General features: G+C 59.3%; 16 protein-coding genes and 1 pseudogene. 3 read left to right on the top strand and 14 right to left on the bottom strand.

The genetic code is table 11. The features are described 5' to 3' along the window. Window positions 1–291 (top strand): annotated as a pseudogene (locus tag AAAB16_RS23750) (iron dicitrate transport regulator FecR); the annotation flags it as partial. Window positions 292–397: 106 nt separating this feature from the next. Next, complete coding sequence (locus tag AAAB16_RS23745; RefSeq protein ID WP_340665561.1) at window positions 398–2,809, top strand: TonB-dependent siderophore receptor; 2,412 nt, start codon at window positions 398–400, stop codon at window positions 2,807–2,809. A 146-nt stretch (window positions 2,810–2,955) separates the two neighbouring features. Here AAAB16_RS23745 and fghA read toward each other — a convergent pair whose 3' ends face one another. Together fghA and AAAB16_RS23735 are read right to left on the bottom strand one after the other, a co-directional pair. Then, the gene (gene fghA / locus AAAB16_RS23740; protein ID WP_340665560.1) at window positions 2,956–3,801 is read right to left on the bottom strand and encodes an S-formylglutathione hydrolase; all 846 of its coding nucleotides are present in this window, start codon (window positions 3,799–3,801) and stop codon (window positions 2,956–2,958) included. An 84-nt stretch (window positions 3,802–3,885) separates the two neighbouring features. Continuing rightward, the gene (locus AAAB16_RS23735; RefSeq protein ID WP_340665559.1) at window positions 3,886–4,998 is read right to left on the bottom strand and encodes an S-(hydroxymethyl)glutathione dehydrogenase/class III alcohol dehydrogenase; all 1,113 of its coding nucleotides are present in this window, start codon (window positions 4,996–4,998) and stop codon (window positions 3,886–3,888) included. Between the two features lie 133 nt (window positions 4,999–5,131). Here AAAB16_RS23735 and AAAB16_RS23730 point away from each other — a divergent pair, with 133 nt between their 5' ends. Beyond that, window positions 5,132–6,010, top strand: coding sequence for a LysR substrate-binding domain-containing protein (locus AAAB16_RS23730; protein ID WP_340665558.1), 879 nt, complete (start codon window positions 5,132–5,134; stop codon window positions 6,008–6,010). A 176-nt stretch (window positions 6,011–6,186) separates the two neighbouring features. Here the strand turns inward: AAAB16_RS23730 and ispD are convergent, their stop codons facing one another. The 12 genes from ispD to AAAB16_RS23670 form a co-directional block, all read right to left on the bottom strand. Further along, window positions 6,187–6,897, bottom strand: coding sequence for a 2-C-methyl-D-erythritol 4-phosphate cytidylyltransferase (ispD, locus tag AAAB16_RS23725; RefSeq protein ID WP_340665557.1), 711 nt, complete (start codon window positions 6,895–6,897; stop codon window positions 6,187–6,189). Beyond that, on the bottom strand, window positions 6,894–7,178 hold the full coding sequence (gene ftsB / locus AAAB16_RS23720; protein WP_110616561.1) for a cell division protein FtsB: 285 nt from the start codon (window positions 7,176–7,178) through the stop codon (window positions 6,894–6,896). The genes ispD and ftsB overlap by 4 nt, the downstream gene beginning before the upstream one ends. 54 nt (window positions 7,179–7,232) lie before the next feature. Then, window positions 7,233–8,522, bottom strand: a complete 1,290-nt coding sequence (gene eno / locus AAAB16_RS23715; protein ID WP_340665556.1) for a phosphopyruvate hydratase — start codon at window positions 8,520–8,522, stop codon at window positions 7,233–7,235. 145 nt (window positions 8,523–8,667) lie between these two features. Beyond that, window positions 8,668–9,513 carry a 3-deoxy-8-phosphooctulonate synthase gene (gene kdsA, locus AAAB16_RS23710; protein WP_340665555.1) on the bottom strand — a complete coding sequence of 282 codons (846 nt, stop codon included), beginning with the start codon at window positions 9,511–9,513 and terminating at the stop codon, window positions 8,668–8,670. After that, window positions 9,510–11,141: a CTP synthase gene (locus tag AAAB16_RS23705; RefSeq protein WP_340665554.1), complete on the bottom strand. Its 1,632-nt coding sequence runs from the start codon at window positions 11,139–11,141 to the stop codon at window positions 9,510–9,512. The genes kdsA and AAAB16_RS23705 overlap by 4 nt, the downstream gene beginning before the upstream one ends. Before the next feature lie 187 nt (window positions 11,142–11,328). Beyond that, window positions 11,329–12,642: a tRNA lysidine(34) synthetase TilS gene (gene tilS / locus AAAB16_RS23700; protein WP_340665553.1), complete on the bottom strand. Its 1,314-nt coding sequence runs from the start codon at window positions 12,640–12,642 to the stop codon at window positions 11,329–11,331. A gap of 1 nt (window position 12,643) precedes the next feature. After that, window positions 12,644–13,591: an acetyl-CoA carboxylase carboxyltransferase subunit alpha gene (locus AAAB16_RS23695; RefSeq protein WP_340665562.1), complete on the bottom strand. Its 948-nt coding sequence runs from the start codon at window positions 13,589–13,591 to the stop codon at window positions 12,644–12,646. A 132-nt stretch (window positions 13,592–13,723) separates the two neighbouring features. After that, window positions 13,724–17,245, bottom strand: a complete 3,522-nt coding sequence (gene dnaE, locus AAAB16_RS23690) for a DNA polymerase III subunit alpha (protein ID WP_340665552.1) — start codon at window positions 17,243–17,245, stop codon at window positions 13,724–13,726. Window positions 17,246–17,319: 74 nt separating this feature from the next. Further along, window positions 17,320–17,919, bottom strand: a complete 600-nt coding sequence (gene rnhB, locus AAAB16_RS23685; protein ID WP_340665551.1) for a ribonuclease HII — start codon at window positions 17,917–17,919, stop codon at window positions 17,320–17,322. Beyond that, a complete protein-coding gene (lpxB, locus tag AAAB16_RS23680) occupies window positions 17,919–19,052 on the bottom strand; it encodes a lipid-A-disaccharide synthase (RefSeq protein WP_340665550.1) in 1,134 nt (377 codons plus the stop codon). Before lpxB ends, rnhB begins: the two co-directional genes overlap by 1 nt. A 2-nt stretch (window positions 19,053–19,054) precedes the next feature. Next, window positions 19,055–19,831, bottom strand: a complete 777-nt coding sequence (lpxA, locus tag AAAB16_RS23675) for an acyl-ACP--UDP-N-acetylglucosamine O-acyltransferase (protein WP_340665549.1) — start codon at window positions 19,829–19,831, stop codon at window positions 19,055–19,057. Then, window positions 19,828–20,013, bottom strand: a 186-nt coding sequence (locus AAAB16_RS23670; RefSeq protein WP_340665548.1) for a hotdog domain-containing protein, incomplete at its 5' end; no start/stop codon positions are given. The genes lpxA and AAAB16_RS23670, both read right to left, overlap by 4 nt.

Genomic DNA, 20,013 nt, shown 5'->3' with positions numbered 1-20,013 from the left:
ACGTCGTTCACCGCCACCACCACGCAACCCGAACACCCCCTGGCCGAGGCGCAAGACGCCTGGAGCAAAGGACTGCTGATCGCCAACAACAAACCCCTGGGCGAATTGCTCGGCGAACTGGACCGCTATCGCCACGGCTGGCTGCGCTGTGATCCTGATGTAGCGGCGCTGCGTATCAGCGGCACCTTTAACCTCGACAACCCCGCACAAGTCCTGCGCGCCGTGGCCAGCGCCTTGCCGGTAAGGGTCGAAGAACGCACGCGTTATTGGGTCACCGTCCGCGCGCTGTAAAACTATTTTCAGCGCCGATGATATTTTTTCCCCGCCTCGCTCGACTTATGGAGAACGGCCTGCGGAACAAAGGCCGATCTTCTGCCAAATAGAACGAGAACGCGCTATGAAGTCCGCATTTACTCCCACCCGCTTGAGCACCGGCATTCGCCGCACGCTGATCTGCTCCGCCCTGCTGCTGGCCCCCATGGCCGCCCAGGCGGATACCAGCGCCGCCCGCCAATACCACCTACAGCAGGACGAGCTCGGCCAGGTGCTGACCCGCTTCGCCGCCGAAGCAGGTGTGGTGCTGTCGTTCGACCCCGCGCTGACCCAAGGGAAAACCAGCCAGGGTTTGAACGGGCCATTCACCGTTGACCAAGGCCTGCACCAACTCCTGATCGGCAGCGGCCTGAACGTTCAGCGCGAAGAAGACGGGCGCTACACGTTGGTGCCTGCGCCGCAACAAAACGGCAGCGTGCAGTTAAGCGAAACCAGCATTGTCAGCAACCAGCTCGGCACGGTTACCGAGGGCACTGGCTCGTATACGCCGGGCACTATCGCCACCGCCACGCGGTTGGTGCTGACGCCGCGGGAGACGCCGCAGTCGATCACCGTGATCACCCGTCAGCACATTGATGATTTCGGCCTGAACACCATCGACGATGTCATGCGCCACACGCCGGGCATCACCGTGTCCGCCTACGACAGTGATCGCACCAACTACTACTCCCGCGGCTTCGCGATCAACAACTTCCAATATGACGGCATTCCCTCGACGGCACGCAATGTGGGTTACGCCGCCGGCAACACCCTCAGCGATATTGCGATCTACGACCGGGTAGAAGTACTCAAAGGCGCAACCGGACTACTCACGGGTGCAGGTTCCATCGGCGCCACCATCAACATGGTGCGCAAGAAGCCAACCAACGACCTGCAAGGGCATGTCGAACTGGGCGCTGGCAGCTGGGACAACTATCGATCAGAGGTGGACGTGAGCGGCCCGCTGACCGAAACCGGCAATGTGCGGGGCCGCGCGGTTGCCGCCTACCAGGACCGGCACTCGTTCATGGACCGCTATCAGCGCAAAACCAGCGTGTACTACGGCATCCTGGAATTCGACCTGGCCGACGACACCTTGCTCACAATCGGCGCCGACTATCAGGACACCGATCCCACGGCCTCAAGCTGGTCCGGCACCTTCCCGCTGTTCGATAGCGCAGGCAACCGCAACGACGTTTCTCGCTCCTTCAACAACGGCGCCGACTGGAGCAGTTGGGAGCAGTACACACGGACGGTCTTCGCCAACATCGAGCACACCTTTGCCAACGATTGGGTCGCCAAGTTGCAGCTGGATCACAAGATCAACGGCTATCACGCTCCACTGGGGTCCATTCAAGGCTCCTACCCCAATGCCGATGGCAGCGCAGGTATTTACCCGGCCAAGTACGTCGGCAAAACCACCAGCGACTCGGCCGAGCTGTACGCCAGCGGGCCGTTCCAGTTGTTCGGGCGTGAGCATGAACTGGTAGTTGGGGCCTCCGGCTCGGTGTCCAAGTGGCGCGGCGATAGCTACTGGAGCCCCATTGCCTACGACAGCAGCGTGCCGAGCTTTGAAAACTGGAGCGGCAATATCGCCGAGCCAAACTGGGGCAGTACGTCACAGGTAATCCGCGACACCACCCGGCAACTGGGTAGCTACATGACCACCCGCCTCAACATTACCGATGACCTGAAGGTGATGGTCGGCGGACGCTTGGTGGATTACAGCGTAACCGGACGGCCAAGCAAGGAAAGCGGACGTTTTGTGCCTTACGTGGGCGCCGTCTATGACCTGAACCAGACGTTCTCGCTGTATGCCAGCTACACCGATATCTTCATGCCACAGGACAACTGGTGGCGCGACCGCGACGACAAGATTCTTGAGCCGAATGAAGGGCAGAACTACGAGCTGGGTGTGAAAGGCGAGTTCTTCGAAGGCGCCTTGAATGCCAGCCTGGCCTACTTCGAGGTGCACGAGGAAAACCGCGGTGTGGGCGATGATGAGTACAACCTCCTCAACCCGATGGAATATGCCTACAAAGCTATTTCCGCGAAGACCAAAGGCTATGAAGCCGAAATCTCCGGCGAGTTGGCCCCTGGCTGGCAGGTGCAGGCCGGCTACACCCATAAGGTCATCCGTGACGACAGCGGCGAGAAGGTATCCACCTGGGAGCCGCAGGACCAACTCAGCCTCTACACCACCTACAAACTCACGGGCAGCCTGGATAACCTGACCCTCGGCGGCGGTGCCCGTTGGCAGGGCAAAACCTGGCAGGCAGTGAATAACTATCCACGCGGGGTTATGGAGGATTTCAACCAGGCCAACTACTGGGTGGTCGACGTGATGGCGCGTTATCAAATCACCAAGAAGTTGTCGTCAACGCTCAACGTCAACAACCTGTTCGACAAGACCTATTACACCAACATGGGCTTCTACCAGTCCGGCACCTATGGCGAACCGCGCAATGTAATGGTTTCGACGCGCTGGGATTTCTAAAAGCAAACCGCAACATCAAACGCATTGCGGCTAAAGCTTCTCACACAGGGAACGCATCTACATGAAGAAATGCATTTCCATGTGGCAACGCGGTCCCTTGTGGGAGGGGGCTTCAGCCGCGAAAGCGCCAACGACGATCGTGAGGTTTACCCCGTCAACGCCGCCGCATGATGCCGAAGATGGTCATCAATAAAGCTGGCGATAAAGTAGTAGCTATGGTCATACCCTGGCTGTAACCGCAGGGTCAGCGGATGCCCCGCCGCCTTGGCCGCCGCTTCCAACACCTGAGGTTTTAACTGCCCTTCCAGGAAGTCGTCACGATCACCTTGGTCGATCAGCAGCGGCAGCTTTTCCGTGGCCTCGCTGAGCAACACGCTGGCATCCCATTCACGCCAACGCGAGCGGTCTTCGCCCAAGTAGTTACCCAGGGCTTTCTCGCCCCATGGGCAGTTAAGCGGATTACTGATCGGCGCAAAGGCAGACACCGACTGGTAACGGCCGGGGTTTTTCAGCGCGCAAATCAATGCGCCGTGGCCGCCCATGGAGTGGCCGCTGATACCGCGTTTGGTGGAAACCGGGAAGTTGGCTTCGATGAGAGCCGGCAATTCCTGCACCACGTAGTCGTACATCCGGTAGTGGCGGGCCCAGGGCTCTTGGCTGGCGTTCACGTAAAAGCCGGCACCCAGGCCGAAGTCATAAGCGCCCGCCGCGTCATCTGGAACGCCTTCGCCACGCGGGCTGGTGTCCGGCGCGACGATGATCAAACCAAGTTCGGCAGCCAAACGCTGGGCGCCGGCCTTTTGCATAAAGTTTTCATCGGTGCAGGTCAGGCCGCTAAGCCAATACAGCACTGGCAACTTAGCGCCCTGCTCAGCCTGGGGAGGCAAGTAGACGGCGAACACCATGTCGCAATTCAGGCTGGTGGAGCGATGGCGGTAGCGCTTGTGCCAGCCGCCAAAACTTTTATTGCTGGATACGATTTCTAAAGTCATCAGCTTCTCCGTTATTCCCATGGTGCGCACAGCACAGCCTACGCCGCGCGTTTAACTTGCTGCGCGCACCAAGCGATTGGCGCGTTAGTAGTGGATAACGGTGCGGATGCTTTTGCCTTCGTGCATCAGATCGAACGCTTCGTTGATCTGCTCCAGGCCCATGGTGTGGGTGATAAAAGTGTCCAGCGGGATTTCGCCGTTCTGCGCCTTTTCCACATAGCTCGGCAGTTCGGTACGGCCTTTAACGCCGCCGAATGCCGAACCGCGCCAAACGCGGCCGGTCACCAACTGGAACGGACGGGTGCTGATTTCCTGACCTGCGCCGGCCACGCCAATAATCACCGACTCGCCCCAACCTTTATGGGCGCACTCCAAAGCGGCGCGCATCAGTTGCACATTGCCGACGCACTCGAAGCTGTAGTCCACGCCGCCGTCGGTGAGCTCGATGATCACGTCTTGAATTGGCTTGTCGTAGTCCTTCGGGTTAACGAAATCGGTGGCACCCAGCTCACGGGCCACATCAAATTTGGCCGGGTTGATGTCAATGGCAATGATGCGTGAGGCCTTGGCCATTTTCGCGCCGATGATGGCGGCCAAGCCGATACCGCCCAAACCGAAAATGGCGACGGTGGCGCCCTCTTCCACTTTCGCGGTGTTGAGTACCGCGCCAATGCCGGTGGTGACGCCACAGCCGAGCAGGCAGACTTTTTCCAGCGGTGCTTCTTTCGGAATCACTGCTAGGGAAACTTCCGGCAGCACGGTGTATTCGGAGAACGTCGAGCAGCCCATGTAGTGGTAAATCGGTTGGCCCTGGTAGGAGAAACGGCTGGTGCCATCGGGCATCAAGCCTTTGCCTTGGGTGGCGCGCACCGAGCTGCACAGGTTGGTCTTACCGGATTTGCAGAATTTGCACTCGCGGCATTCGGCGGTGTACAGCGGGATCACGTGGTCGCCAACCTGAACCGAGGTCACGCCCTCGCCGATGGCTTCAACAATACCGCCGCCTTCGTGGCCAAGAATCGATGGGAACACGCCTTCAGAGTCGGCACCGGACAAGGTGTAAGCGTCGGTATGGCAAACGCCGGTAGCGACAATGCGCACCAACACTTCGCCGGCCTTCGGCGCTTCTACATCCACTTCAACGATTTTCAGCGGTTCGTTTGGGGCAAAGGCTACGGCAGCACGGGACTTGATCATGGTCGCTCTCCAGCGGGTAAACAGTGGCGCAGAGTGTAGTCCAAGGGCATTTATGGAAATAATCCGGCAATTGGCAAAACATTATTGCTACTGAGGGATAATCTGCGCCTTGGCACTGGCAGGTGGAGCAAGCATGAGCAGTTGGGATGGGCTGGATGAGTTTGTCGCGGTAGCCGAATGCGGGCAATTCACCGCAGCGGCGGAGCGCTTGGGCGTGTCGTCGTCGCAAGTCAGCCGGCAGATCGCCCGGCTGGAAGAAAGCCTGCAAACCCGACTGTTCTATCGCAGTACCCGGCGGGTGGCGCTGACCGAAGCTGGGCAAACCTTTTTGCAACACTGCCAACGCCTGCAAGACGGCCGCGAAGAAGCCTTGCGCGCCATCGGCGACCTCAGCAGCGAGCCCAAGGGTTTGCTGCGCATGACCTGCGCAGTGGCCTATGGCGAACGCTTTATCGTGCCGCTGGTGACCGAATTTATGAGCCGCTATCCGCAGCTGAAAGTGGATATTGAGCTGAGCAATCGGCAGTTGGATATCGTCCAGGAAGGGCTGGATTTAGCGATTCGTCTGGGCCGCTTGCAGGATTCGCGACTGGTCGCCACGCGCCTGGCGCCACGACGCATGTACGTCTGCGCCGCGCCGGTTTACCTGCAGCGCTATGGGCGTCCCCATAGCGTGTCGGAACTAAGCCAACACAACTGCCTAATCGGCAGCAGCGACAGCTGGAGTTTTCAACAAGAAGGACGCGAGCTCTCGCAGCGCGTGAACGGCAACTGGCGCTGCAACAGCGGCCAGGCGGTTTTGGATGCGGCGTTGCGCGGGTTGGGGTTGTGTCAGCTGCCGGACTATTACGTGCAGGAACATATAAAGGATGGGGCATTGGTGTCGCTGCTGGAACAACACCAGGCACCGAACACCGCCGTCTGGGCGCTGTATCCGCAGCAACGGCATTTGTCGCCGAAGGTGAGGCAGTTGGTGGACCATTTGAAGGCGGGGTTGGCGTATTTGGAGTGAGCGGCTGGCGCCCTATCCCTGACTTGATCCCCTACGCGGAAATCGAGGTTTGTAGGAGGCCCTCACCCCAGCCCTCTCCCGTAAACGGGAGAGGGGGCTTGATTGCTGTTTCTTGCGGGATTGCGGTTAGGCTCCCCTCGCCCGCTTGCGGGAGAGGGGCTGGGGGTGAGGGGCTCTTAGCTTTTATGTGCCCAACGCAGCCGCAACCATTCCAGATCTTCCGGCCGGGTAACCTTCAAATTATCCGCCCGCCCTTCAATCAAGCGCGGCGACTCTCCTGCCCATTCAATGGCCGAGGCTTCATCGGTAATGTGCACACCAGACACCAACGCATCCGCCAGCACGCGATGCAGTTGCCCCAGACGAAACATCTGCGGCGTATAGGCCTGCCAGATTACCGAGCGATCCACCGTTTCCTGCACCCGGCCATCCACGCCAGCGCGTTTCAAGGTGTCGCGGGCCGGCACGGCAAGCAAACCACCGACCGGATCGTCCGCCAATTCAGCCAGCAATAGATCCAGGTCATAACGCGAAAGATTGGGCCGCGCCGCGTCATGCACCAGCACCCAATCGTTCTCGCCAGCGCCTAGCTCGGCCAAACGCAGCAAACCGTTGAGTACCGAATCAGCCCGCTCAGCGCCGCCGTCAGCGCGCTGAATACGCTCGTTGCTGGCGTAAGGCAACGTCGGCCAATAGCCATCGTCCACCGACAAACTCACCACCAAACCGCGCAATTGCGGGTGGTCGAGAAAGCAGTCGAGGGTATGTTCAAGAATGGTTTTGCCAGCCAGTTGCAGGTACTGCTTGGGCCGGTCGGCGAGCATTCGGGCGCCGACGCCTGCGGCTGGGATCAAGGCCCAGAAGCGCGGCAAAACGGGAGAGGTCATTCGTTTAACTGGTAGAGGGTTTCGCCCTCTTTAACCATGCCTAGTTCATGCCGGGCACGCTCTTCAACGGTTTCCATACCCTTCTTCAGCTCCGAAACTTCGGCTTCAAGGATGCGGTTACGTTCCAGCAGGTTTTCGTTTTCACCCTTCTGTTCAGCAATTTGTCGCTGCAAGTCGGTGACCTGCGCAAAGCTGCCCTCGCCCACCCAAAGGCGGTACTGCAGGCCTGCCAGCACAAGGATCAGAACGACGAATAACCAGTAAGGGCTACGCATGTAAATTGAGGCTTCTCATATAAAAAGGGCAGCTTGCGCTGCCCTTTTACCATTCCCGGCTTAGCCGCGGAACTCGGCACGACCACGGTACGGTGCTTTCGCGCCCAATTGCTCTTCGATACGCAGCAGTTGGTTGTACTTGGATACGCGGTCGGAACGGCACAGCGAACCGGTTTTGATCTGACCAGCGGCAGTACCCACCGCCAGGTCGGCAATGGTGCTGTCTTCGGTTTCGCCCGAACGGTGCGAGATCACGGCGGTGTAACCAGCGGCCTTGGCCATCTGGATGGCTTCCAGGGTTTCGGTCAGGGTGCCGATCTGGTTGAACTTGATCAGGATCGAGTTAGCGATCGACTTGTCGATGCCTTCTTTGAGGATCTTGGTGTTGGTCACGAACAAGTCGTCGCCAACCAGTTGAACCTTGGCGCCGATTTTTTCGGTCAGCACTTTCCAGCCATCCCAGTCCGACTCATCCATACCGTCTTCAATGGAGATGATCGGGTAACGTTCGGTCAGGCCAGCCAGGTAGTCGGCGAAACCAGCTGCGTCGAACACTTTGCCTTCGCCGGCCAGGTCGTACTTGCCACCTTCGAAGAACTCGCTGGAAGCGCAGTCCAGGGCCAGAGTCACGTCGGTGCCCAGCTTGTAACCGGCGTTGGCTACGGCTTCAGCGATAGCGGCCAGGGCGTCTTCGTTGGAGGCCAGGTTAGGCGCGAAGCCACCTTCGTCGCCAACCGATGTGCTCAGGCCACGGGCTTTCAGCACGGCTTTGAGGTGGTGGAAAATTTCGGTGCCCATGCGCAGGCCGTCGGCGAAGGTTTTGGCGCCTACTGGCTGCACCATGAACTCTTGAATGTCGACGTTATTATCGGCGTGCTCGCCGCCGTTGATGATGTTCATCATCGGCACCGGCATGGAGTACACGCCTGGGGTGCCGTTGAGGTTGGCGATGTGTGCGTAAAGCGGCAGGTCTTGGTCTTGCGCGGCAGCTTTGGCGGCGGCCAGGGATACCGCGAGAATGGCGTTGGCACCCAGGGTCGCTTTGTTTTCAGTGGCGTCCAGGGCGATCATCGCGTGGTCGAGGGCCTTCTGGTCTACCGGGTCTTTGCCCAGCAGCAGGGAGCGGATCGGGCCATTAATGTTGGCGACAGCTTTCAATACGCCTTTGCCCAGGTAACGGCTCTTGTCGCCATCACGCAGTTCCAGCGCTTCGCGCGAACCGGTGGAGGCGCCCGACGGTGCGCACGCGCTGCCGACGATACCGTTGTCGAGAATAACGTCCGCTTCAACGGTCGGGTTACCACGGGAGTCGAGAACTTCACGACCTTTGATGTCGACGATCTTTGCCATTGTTGATAACACTCCAAAATATGACGAAAACGGCGCTGCAGAGAGGTTGATGCAGGCTATCTGAGACCAGACATGTCGGCTCGACGACTCTCTGACTCACGGGTCAGAGCTCGCCCGAGCGGCACTTTACCGAAAGTTGCTGCGCTTAGGCAGTCTCAATCGGCGGGAAGCTTTTGATCAGGTCGTCCAGTGCTTTGAGCTGTGCCAGGAACGGCTCCAGCTTGTCCAGGCGCAGGGCGCACGGACCATCACACTTGGCGTTGTCTGGGTCTGGGTGGGCTTCAAGGAACAAGCCCGCCAGGCCCTGGCTCATACCGGCCTTGGCCAGGTCGGTTACCTGGGCACGACGCCCGCCAGCAGAGTCAGAACGCCCGCCCGGCATTTGCAGGGCGTGAGTGACGTCAAAGAACACCGGGTACTCGAACGACTTCATGATGCCAAAGCCGAGCATGTCGACCACGAGGTTGTTGTAGCCAAAGCTCGAACCGCGCTCGCAGAGGATCAACTGGTCATTCCCGGCTTCGACGCATTTAGCCAGGATATGTTTCATCTCTTGTGGGGCAAGAAACTGGGCTTTTTTGATGTTGATCACAGCGCCGGTCTTGGCCATGGCCACTACCAGGTCGGTCTGGCGCGACAAAAACGCCGGCAGTTGGATGATGTCGCACACGGCGGCAACGGGAGCCGCCTGCTCAGGCTCGTGCACATCGGTGATCACCGGCACGCCAAAGGTCTTTTTGATTTCTTCGAAAATTTTCATGCCCTCTTCCAGGCCTGGGCCACGGAAGGAGGTCACGGAGGAGCGGTTGGCTTTGTCGAAGCTGGCCTTGAACACGTAGGGGATGCCGAGTTTCTCGGTAACCCGCACGTACTCTTCACAGGTTTTCAGCGCCAGGTCACGGGACTCAAGAACGTTGATACCACCGAAGAGCACAAAAGGTTTGTCGTTGGCGATATCGATACCACCAACCTTGACGACTTTCTGGGTCATGCCTTTCTCGCTTTCTGCGCCAGTGCGGCGTTAACGAAACCACTGAACAATGGGTGACCATCGCGCGGGGTGGAGGTGAACTCAGGGTGGAACTGGCAGGCGACAAACCACGGATGGTCCGGCGCTTCGACCACTTCAACCAGCGCGCCATCAGCGGAACGGCCAGTGATTTTCAGGCCAGCTTCCTGCAGTTGCGGCAGCAGGTTGTTGTTCACTTCGTAACGGTGACGGTGACGCTCAACGATGGTTTCTTTGGCGTAGCAGTCGAATACTTTCGAGCCTTCGATCAGGTGGCAATCTTGCGCGCCCAGGCGCATGGTGCCGCCCAGGTCCGAGGCTTCGGTACGAATTTCCACGCCGCCTTCAGCATCCGCCCACTCGGTGATCAGACCGACCACCGGGTGACCGCTGACTTTATCGAACTCGGTGGAGTTGGCATCGGTCCAGCCCAGTACGTTACGGGCGAACTCGATAACCGCGACCTGCATACCGAGGCAAATACCCAGGTACGGAATTTTGTTTTCGCGGGCGTATTGCACCGTGGTGATCTTGCCTTCGACGCCGCGCAGACCAAAGCCGCCGGGAACCAGAATGGCGTCAACGCCTTCCAGCAGGCCGGTGCCTTGCCCTTCGATATCTTCGGAATCGATATAACGCAGATTGACCTTGGTGCGGTTTTGGATACCGGCGTGGCTCATCGCTTCGATCAGCGATTTGTAGGCGTCCAGCAGTTCCATGTACTTACCGACCATGGCGATGGTGACTTCTTTTTCCGGGTTTAGCTTGGCGTCGACAACCCGCTCCCACTCGGACAGGTCGGCACCACCACACTCCAGACCAAAGCGCTCCACGACGAAATCGTCCAGGCCTTGGGCGTGCAACACGGAAGGAATCTTGTAGATGGTGTCGACGTCTTCCAGACCGATCACCGCGCGCTCTTCCACGTTGGTGAACAGGGCGATTTTACGGCGCGAGGAGATATCAATCGGGTGGTCGGAACGGCAGATCAGTACGTCCGGCTGCAGGCCGATCGAACGCAGCTCTTTAACCGAGTGCTGGGTTGGCTTGGTCTTGGTTTCGCCAGCGGTGGCAATGTACGGCACCAGGGTCAGGTGCATGAGCATGGCGCGCTTGGCGCCCACTTCCACACGCAGTTGGCGAATGGCTTCGAGGAACGGTTGCGACTCGATGTCGCCAACGGTACCGCCGATTTCCACCATCGCCACGTCGGCATCGCCTGCGCCTTTGATGATGCGGCGTTTGATTTCGTCGGTGATGTGCGGAATAACCTGGATGGTCGCACCCAGGTAATCACCACGGCGCTCTTTGCGCAGCACGTCTTCGTAGACGCGGCCGGTGGTGAAGTTATTGCCCTTGGTCATGGTGGTGCGGATAAACCGCTCGTAGTGGCCAAGGTCGAGGTCGGTCTCGGCACCGTCGTGCGTAACGAACACTTCACCGTGCTGGAACGGGCTCATGGTGCCCGGATCGACGTTGATATAAGGGTCCAGTTTCAGCATGGTGACCTTCAGGCCCCGCGCCTCCAGGATAGCCGCCAATGAAGCCGAGGCGATGCCTTTCCCCAATGAAGAAACAACACCGCCCGTGACGAATATGTAGCGCGTCATGAAAAACCCTAGAAGTCTGCGTTTAGGCGATTTGCATCGCCGGGGGAAAGCTGAAGGCGGGATGCTGCCCACCCATTACCAGCAAAGCCTGTTGGCCGTGCCTTGAAAATTGATAGCCGTGCAGAGAACCTGAAGGTCTACGCATTAGCTGTATGAGACGGGAGCGTAGTCTACCGGAACTACCCTTTCAGCTCAAACGTTGGTCATTCGTCGGCGCCTGTCGGTGCAATTGCCAGCGCACATCAATGCTGCCGCGCATTGCAGGCAGATTGGCCACCGCCACTAAATCCTCGCCGTGAAAAATCAGTGGCAGTCGTGGACGAACAAATGCAGGAATGGCCTGTTCATTGAGCAAACGTTTGAGATCGCGATGGCCGCGACCGGGCACATTTACCACCTCGCCGCCTTGGCGATAACAGACGGTTAACGGCCCCTGAGGCGCTTGGCCTTCAATGTTCAACACACCGTTTTGCGGCAATACCAAGGCTTGCGTAGGGTCGCTCCACAGCAAAGGCTGCGGCGTAGCGGCAAGCCAATCACCGCTTAACCACCACAGCCGGCCAGCGCTACGGTGCAGTTCGCCCTGAGCCAAACGCCACACCGGCGTGGCATCCACCGCGGCGTCACGCAGGTCATTCCAGCCAGCCCAGTGGTCGCTATCAGGCAGCAGCGTCAGCGCTGCGAGCCAGTAACGCAAGGCATTACGTTGCCGCTCAGGCGAAAGGCCGAGTAGCGGCTTTAACTGCAACGAGGGAAGGTTTAGCCAGGCATGGGCGCCTGGTGTATTGGCGGCGGCCAAGTCCATTTGCGCCAGCTCATCCAGCAAGCCTTGGGCTTCACGTAAATGTGCGGCGCTACGGGAGAGGTTTTGCACCGCTTGCGGCCAATGCCCGTGGAATTTGGGAAAGACGTGGTGACGAAGGTGGTTGCGGGCGTAGGCAGCATTGTCATTCGACGGATCTTCTACCCAGTGCAACTTATGCTCGTCGGCATAGGCCACTAGCTCAGCGCGCGAGCAATCGAGCAATGGCCGCACCAACACCCCACGCCCTAACGGCCGACTCGCCGGCATACCACCAAGCCCACGCACGCCAGCGCCACGCAGCAGGCGAAACAATAATGTCTCGGCCTGATCATCGCGGTGCTGCGCCGTCATCAGTACTTCACCCGCGCCCAGCGCCTGAGCAAAGGCCAGATAACGCGCCTCACGCGCCGCCCGCTCGACACTGGCACCCGCCGCCACTTGCACCGCCACCACCTGCAGTGGCATACCCAGTCCGTCACACAACTGCTGGCAATGCTGCGGCCAGGCGTCGGCCGCAGCCTGAAGGCCGTGGTGGATATGGATGGCATGGAGCGCTGGCAGGTGCTCGGTGTGCCCGAGGCTCGCCAAAAGATGCAGCAGAACGGTGGAGTCCAGGCCGCCGGACAAGGCGATATGCCAAGCCGGCGCGGCACGCCAGGGTGCCAGGCCAGCTAGCAACCTGGCGCTCAGGCTCACCTTAGACGCCGTAGCTCATCAGGCGGTCGTAACGACGGGCCAGCAAAGCGTCGATATCGAACTTCTGCAGCGAAGCCAGTTGCTCGCTCAGCGCCGCACGAATCGATTCGGCCGCTACGGCCGGCGCCGAGTGCGCGCCACCCAACGGTTCGTCGATAACCTTGTCAACAATGCCCAGGCCTTTCAGGCGCTCGGCGGTGATGCCCATGGCTTCCGCTGCTTCGGGCGCCTTCTCGGCGGTTTTCCACAAAATGGAAGCGCAGCCTTCTGGCGAGATCACCGCGTAGGTGGAGTACTGCAGCATGTTCAGTTGGTCGCACACGCCAATGGCCAGCGCACCACCGGAACCGCCTTCACCAATTACGGTGGCGATGATCGGGGTTTTCAGCCGTGCCATTACCCGCAGGTTCCAGGCAATCGCTTCGCTCTGGCCGCGCTCTTCGGCGTCAATGCCTGGGTAGGCGCCGGGGGTGTCGATAAAGGTGAGGATCGGCATTTTAAAGCGCTCGGCCATTTCCATCAGACGGCAGGCTTTGCGGTAGCCCTCTGGGCGGGGCATGCCGAAGTTGCGGCGAACTTTCTCGCGCACTTCGCGGCCCTTTTGATGGCCGATGATCATCACCGGCTGGTCGTTCAAACGCGCTACGCCGCCGACGATGGCGGGGTCATCGGAGAAGTGCCGATCGCCATGCAGTTCGTCGAACTCGGTAAAGATATGTTCGATGTAATCAAGGGTATAAGGCCGGCGCGGGTGGCGGGCCAGCTTGGCGATCTGCCAGCTGGTTAGGCTGCCAAAGATGCTCGCGGTCAGCGTGTTGCTCTTGTCTTGCAGACGGGCAATTTCATCGCTGATGTTCAGCGAGTTGTCGTTACCGACCAGGCGCAGCTCTTCGATCTTGGCTTGCAGGTCGGCAATCGGCTGTTCGAAATCGAGAAAGTTGGGGTTCATAGTCATCCGTCTTGCGCCAAGCCTTAGGGCCTGGCGGCTTAGTCCGTTGAGCGCCTTACCTTACGGGATCAGGCGCATTCAGGTCGAGAGTAAAAAAGAGACGCCCTACAGTACCTGTAGGAGGCCCTTCTTCTAGCGATAGTGCAAAAAGACGTTGTCGCGCCCGAACTGGTCACGCAATGTTTGAATCAATCCATCAGCCGGGTCGATCCGCCAGCCTTCACCGAACTGCAATAACGCCTTGGCTTCACTGCCGGTGTAGTCAAGGGTGATCGGGCAGCCGCCGCGATGCTTCTTACACAACTCAGCCAACCAACGCAGGCGATCACCTTTCAATGCATCGCTCTGCACCCGCACCCGCAGGCTTTCGGCCAGGCCGGTACGGGCGTCTTCCAGGCTCATCACGCGCTTGGCGCGCAGGCGCAGGCCGCCAGAGAAATCGTCGTTACTCACCTCACCTTCAACCACCACCAAGGCGTCGGTTTGCAGCAAGGCTTGGGCTGAGTTGAATGCGTCGGCAAACAACGAGGCTTCGATACGGCCCGAGCGATCGTCGAGGGTGATAAAGCCCATCTTGTCGCCCTTTTTGTTCTTCATCACCCGCAGGTTAACGATCAGGCCGGCAATGGTCTGACCTTCGCGCGACGGTTTGAGATCGATAATGCGCTGACGGGCAAAGCGGCGGATTTCGCCTTCGTACTCATCAATCGGGTGGCCGGTGAGGTACAGGCCCAGGGTTTCTTTTTCGCCGCGCAAGCGCTCTTTGAGCGACAGCTCTTTGGCCCGTTTGTGCTTGGCGTAGACATCCAGATCGGCTTCGCCGAATACGCCGCCAAACAGGTCGGCGTGGCCGCTGTCGTGGCTGCGTGCAGTTTGCTCGGCGGCTTGAATGGCTTCTTCCATGGCCGCCAACAGCACGGCGCGGTTGCGGTCGATATTGGCTTGGTAGGCTTTGATTTCGTCGTGGAAATACGGGCCCAGACGATCCAGCGCGCCGCTGCGAATCAGGGCGTCGGTGGTGCGCTTGTTAATGCGCTTTAGGTCTACCCGGGCGCAGAAATCGAACAGGTCTTTAAACGGTCCGGCTTGGCGCGATTCGACAATCGCCTCCACCGGCCCCTCGCCCACGCCCTTGATCGCGCCCAGGCCGTACACAATGCGGCCATCGTCGTTCACGGTGAACTTGAATTCCGAGGTGTTCACATCTGGCGCATCAAGGCGCAGCTTCATGCTGCGGCACTCTTCGATCAGGGTCACGACCTTATCGGTGTTGTGCATATCCGCCGACAACACCGCCGCCATAAAGGGCGATGGATAGTGGGCTTTTAGCCACGCGGTCTGGTACGACACCAAGCCATAAGCCGCGGAGTGGGATTTGTTGAAGCCGTAGCCGGCGAACTTTTCTACCAGGTCGAAGATGTTACCGGCCAGGTCCGCGTCGATATTGTTATTCGCGCAACCTTCAATAAAGCCGCCGCGCTGCTTGGCCATTTCCTCGGGCTTTTTCTTACCCATCGCGCGGCGCAGCATGTCCGCTTCACCAAGGGTGTAGCCGGCCATGACCTGGGCGATCTGCATCACCTGCTCTTGGTACAGGATGATGCCGTAGGTGGGCGCCAGAACCGGACGCAGGCCATCGTACTGATAGTCCGGATGCGGATACGCCAACTCGGCGCGGCCGTGCTTACGGTTGATAAAGTCGTCAACCATGCCCGATTGCAGCGGGCCTGGACGGAACAGAGCTACCAGAGCGATCAAGTCTTCCAGGCAGTCGGGCTTGAGCTTTTTGATCAGCTCTTTCATGCCGCGCGACTCAAGCTGGAACACCGCCGTGGTTTCGGCTTTTTGCAGCAGCGTGTAGGTCGGCTTGTCATCCAACGGGATGAAATCGATATTCAACGGGCCGTCGCCTACCTTGGCGCGGTCGCGGTTAATCGTTTTCAGCGCCCAGTCGATGATGGTCAGGGTACGCAGGCCGAGGAAGTCGAACTTCACCAGGCCAGCGGCTTCCACATCGTCTTTATCGAACTGGGTTACCAGGCCACCGCCTTCGTCATCGCAGTAAATGGCGGCAAAGTCGGTGAGTTTGGTCGGGGCGATTACCACACCACCGGCGTGCTTACCGACGTTACGGGTAATGCCTTCCAGCTTTTTCGCCATTTCCCAGATTTCAGCGGCTTCCTCGTCGACCTTGAGAAAGTCACGCAGGATTTCCTCCTGCTCGTAGGCTTTCTCCAGGGTCATGCCGACTTCAAACGGAATCATCTTCGACAGACGATCGGCCAGGCCGTACGACTTGCCCTGCACCCGCGCCACGTCACGCACCACCGCTTTGGCGGCCATGGTACCGAAGGTGATGATCTGGCTTACTGCATTACGCCCGTAAGCCTGGGCCACGTATTCGATAACGCGGTCGCGGCCATCCATGCAGAAGTCGATATCGAAGTCGGGCATCGATACCCGTTCCGGGTTAAGGAAACGTTCGAACAGCAGGTCGTACTGCAGCGGGTCGAGGTCGGTGATTTTCTGTACGTAGGCCACCAACGAACCGGCACCTGACCCGCGGCCCGGGCCAACGGGAATGCCGTTGCGTTTGGCCCACTGGATAAAGTCCATCACGATCAGGAAGTAACCGGGAAAGCCCATCTGGATGATGATATCCAGCTCGAAATTCAATCGGTCGACATAGACCTGACGTTTCTCTTCGTAGTTGGGCGTGGTCTCTTTCGGCCACAGCACCGCCAAACGCTCTTCCAGGCCCTCAAAGGAGATCTTGCGAAAGAACTCATCCATGGTCATGCCATCGGGCACGGGGAAGTTGGGCAGAAAGCTTTTGCCCAGGAGGATTTCAATATTGCAACGCTTGGCGATTTCGACGGTGTTTTCCAGCGCCTCAGGAATGTCGCTAAACAACTCCCACATTTCTTCCGGCGATTTCAGGTACTGCTGATCGCTATACGTGCGGGCGCGGCGTGGGTCGTCGAGGGCGCGGCCTTCACCGATACAGACGCGGGTTTCATGGGCTTCGAAATCGCCCTGCTTGATAAAACGCACGTCGTTGGTGGCCACCAACATGGCGTCGCAACGCCCGGCCAGCTCGACGGCCAGGTGCAGGTATTCTTCGTCGTTTACCCGGCTAGTGCGTTGCAGCTCAAGGTAGAAGCGATCGGGGAAAACCTGCTGCCATTCGTGCAGCGAAGCTTCCGCCTCCTGGATATTGCCGGCCAACAGGTTAAGGCCGATCTCGCCCTCTTTAGCGCCAGACAAGGCGATCAAGCCTTCGGACGCTTCCTTGACCCACTCGCGCTCGATGATTACCTCACCGTTGCGCTGGCCTTCGGTAAAGCCGCGAGAGATCAGTTCGGTAAGGTTGCGATAACCCTTGGCGTTCATCACCAGCAGGGTCATACGGCTGAGTTGGCCGTCTTCGTCTTTGCTGGCCAGCAACAGGTCGGCGCCGCAGATCGGCTTGATACCGGCGCCCATGGCGGCTTTGTAGAACTTCACCAGCGAGCAAAGATTGCGCTGATCGGTCACCGCCACTGCGGGCATACCGGCACTGGCAGCGGCCTTGACCAGCGGCTTTACCCGCACCAGGCCGTCGATCAGGGAGAACTCGGTATGCAAACGCAGGTGAACAAAAGTGGCCGGCATGCTGATCCTATAAAGCGCAAAAACGACAAGGCCCGGATTGTACCGGGCCTTGGCGCAAACATCAGCCTGAAGGGTTAAACGTCTGCTAATAATCGCCGCACGGGGGCAAAGGAACGCCGATGGATTGGCGTCGGCCCCAGGCGCTGCAAGGCTTCCAGATGAAAGGCAGTCGGGTAGCCTTTATGCGTGGCGATGCCGTAGCCGGGGTAAATCAATTCCAGTGCCTGCATCTCGCGGTCGCGGCTGACCTTAGCCAGAATCGACGCAGCGGCAATGGCTGGCACCTGGCTGTCACCCTGGATAACTGGCGAACTGGGCACCTTGAGTTTCGGGCAACGGTTGCCGTCAATCAGCGCCAGGCGTGGCGTTACGCTCAACCCTTCGACCGCACGCTGCATGGCCAGCATGGTGGCGTGGAGAATATTCAGCTGATCGATTTCTTCCACTTCGGCGCGGGCAATGCACCAGGCCAAGGCTTTCTCTTTGATCTCATCGAAGAGCTTTTCGCGGCGCGCTTCGGTGAGCTTTTTCGAATCGTTGAGACCAAGGATCGGCCGTGACGGATCGAGGATCACCGCGGCGGTTACCACCGCGCCACACAGTGGGCCACGGCCGACTTCGTCGACGCCAGCGACCAACTCTTCCACTAGGGTGAAATCCAAGCCCAGTTGCATCAGCGTGCTCCTGCCAGTTCAAGCACCGCCTTGGCGGCTTCGGTGGACGCGTCGCGGCGCAGGGTGCGGTGGATCTGATCGAAGAATTCAGTTTGCGCCTGGCCGCCGGTTAACAGCGGGGCCAAGGTTTGCGCCAGTGCATCCGGGGTCGCGGCATCTTGCAGCAGCTCGGGCACCAACAGACGGCCAGCGAGCAGGTTGGGCAGCGACACATACGGACTTTTCAGCATGCGTTTCAGAATGCGGTAGGTCATAGGTGCCACGCGATACGCCACCACCATCGGCCGCTTGTACAACAACGCCTCCAATGTAGCGGTGCCGGAGGCGATCAGCACGGCATCGCAGGCGGCCAGCGCGGTATGGGATTGGCCGTCGAGCAAGGTCACGGGAATATCGCGACCAGCCAATTGCGCTTCAATCTGCTCGCGGCGTTCAGGACTGGCGCAGGGCAGAACAAAGCGCACGCCAGGACGCAGCGCCCGCAGGCGCTCGGCAGCATCCAGAAACAAGCCACCAAGACGGGACACTTCACCGCCTCGGCTGCCGGGCATCAACGCCACCACCGGGCCGTCTTCTGGCAGGCTTAGCTCGGCGCGGGCAGCAGCGCGGTCGGCCTCTAGCGGAATGGCATCGGCCAAGGTGTGCCCCACAAAGCGTACGGGCACGTGATGCTCGTCGTAGAACTTCGCTTCGAACGGGAACAGGGTCAGCATCAAGTCGCAGGCATCGCGAATTTTCAGCACGCGCTTTTGCCGCCACGCCCACACGGAGGGGCTGACGTAGTGCACGGTTTTGATTCCGGCTTGGCGCAATTTCAGTTCAACGCCAAGGGTGAAGTCCGGCGCGTCGATGCCAATAAACACATCGGGCTTGGCAGCAATCAGGGTTTGGATCAGGCGTTTACGCCGTGACAGCAGCTCGGGCAAGCGACCGAGCACTTCCACCAAGCCCATGACGGCCAAACGCTCCATGGGGAAATACGAGCTCAGCCCTTGCGCCTGCATGCGCGGGCCGCCGACACCGATAAATTCCACCTGGGGATGTTGCGCTTTAAGGGCCTGCATCAGGCCCGCACCGAGAATATCGCCCGAAGCCTCGCCGGCAACGATAGCGACGCGCAGTACGCCCGCCATGGTCAGCGCGTGATGCCGCGCGAGGAGGCTTTGATGGAGTCGATAAACACCGCGACTTCCGGGAATTGCGCCGCCGACTCGGCCAGCTCTTCGAGCGCTTTGTCGACGGTCAGGCCTTGGCGATACACCACTTTGTAAGCGCGGCGCAGGGCCTGAATCGCCTCATCACTGAAACCGCGACGGCGCATGCCTTCGAAGTTCATGCTGCGCGCCTCGGCTGGGTTGCCGAATACGGTGACGTACGCCGGTACATCTTTGCCGATGGCGGTGCCCATGCCGGAAAAGCTGTGGGCGCCGATATGGCAGAACTGATGTACCAGGGTGAAGCCGGACAGAATCGCCCAATCGTGCACATGCACATGACCGGCGAGCGCGGTGTTATTGACCAGAATGCAGTGGTTACCGATGACGCTGTCGTGGCCGACGTGGGCGTAGGCCATGATCAGGTTGTGGTCGCCGATGGTGGTTTCAGCGCGGTCCTGAATGGTGCCGCGGTGAATGGTCACACCTTCGCGAATCACGTTGTGGTCACCGATCACCAGGCGTGTGTCTTCACCCTTGTATTTCAAATCCGGGGTGTCTTCACCAACGGAGGAGAACTGATAAATGCGGTTGTGCTTACCAATGCGCGTAGGCCCTTTGAGAATCACGTGGGGCCCGATAACCGTACCCTCGCCGATTTCCACACCGGGACCGATGATCGACCAAGGACCGACTTCTACGTCGTCAGCCAGCTTGGCAGTCGGATCGATGATCGCTCGAGGGTCAATCAAACTCATAGTTTCCTTTCCGCGCAGATGATTTCTGCCGAGCAGACTTCTTTGCCATCAACGCTAGCACGGCAGGCGAATTTCCAGATGCTGCGCTTGGAGCTGATGAACGTGGCTTCCAGAATCAGCTGATCACCCGGGGTAACGGGCTGACGAAAACGCAGCTTATCGGAGCCAACAAAGTAGTAAAG

Source organism: Pseudomonas sp., from assembly GCF_037994325.1.
GTDB lineage: Bacteria > Pseudomonadota > Gammaproteobacteria > Pseudomonadales > Pseudomonadaceae > Aquipseudomonas.
This window is presented reverse-complemented; position numbering and strand designations above follow the sequence as displayed.

What these genes read in the sequence shown, in the direction of transcription:
- lpxB (WP_340665550.1), bottom strand. Translation starts at nt 19,052, where the DNA reads ATGGCGGGCGTACTGCGCGTCGCTATCGTTGCCGGCGAGGCTTCGGGC.
- kdsA (WP_340665555.1), bottom strand. Translation starts at nt 9,513, where the DNA reads ATGACCCAGAAAGTCGTCAAGGTTGGTGGTATCGATATCGCCAACGAC.
- dnaE (WP_340665552.1), bottom strand. Translation starts at nt 17,245, where the DNA reads ATGCCGGCCACTTTTGTTCACCTGCGTTTGCATACCGAGTTCTCCCTG.
- AAAB16_RS23695 (WP_340665562.1), bottom strand. Translation starts at nt 13,591, where the DNA reads ATGAACCCCAACTTTCTCGATTTCGAACAGCCGATTGCCGACCTGCAA.
- AAAB16_RS23730 (WP_340665558.1), top strand. Translation starts at nt 5,132, where the DNA reads ATGAGCAGTTGGGATGGGCTGGATGAGTTTGTCGCGGTAGCCGAATGC.
- AAAB16_RS23705 (WP_340665554.1), bottom strand. Translation starts at nt 11,141, where the DNA reads ATGACGCGCTACATATTCGTCACGGGCGGTGTTGTTTCTTCATTGGGG.
- fghA (WP_340665560.1), bottom strand. Translation starts at nt 3,801, where the DNA reads ATGACTTTAGAAATCGTATCCAGCAATAAAAGTTTTGGCGGCTGGCAC.
- rnhB (WP_340665551.1), bottom strand. Translation starts at nt 17,919, where the DNA reads ATGCAACTGGGCTTGGATTTCACCCTAGTGGAAGAGTTGGTCGCTGGC.
- AAAB16_RS23745 (WP_340665561.1), top strand. Translation starts at nt 398, where the DNA reads ATGAAGTCCGCATTTACTCCCACCCGCTTGAGCACCGGCATTCGCCGC.
- eno (WP_340665556.1), bottom strand. Translation starts at nt 8,522, where the DNA reads ATGGCAAAGATCGTCGACATCAAAGGTCGTGAAGTTCTCGACTCCCGT.
- lpxA (WP_340665549.1), bottom strand. Translation starts at nt 19,831, where the DNA reads ATGAGTTTGATTGACCCTCGAGCGATCATCGATCCGACTGCCAAGCTG.
- AAAB16_RS23735 (WP_340665559.1), bottom strand. Translation starts at nt 4,998, where the DNA reads ATGATCAAGTCCCGTGCTGCCGTAGCCTTTGCCCCAAACGAACCGCTG.
- ispD (WP_340665557.1), bottom strand. Translation starts at nt 6,897, where the DNA reads ATGACCTCTCCCGTTTTGCCGCGCTTCTGGGCCTTGATCCCAGCCGCA.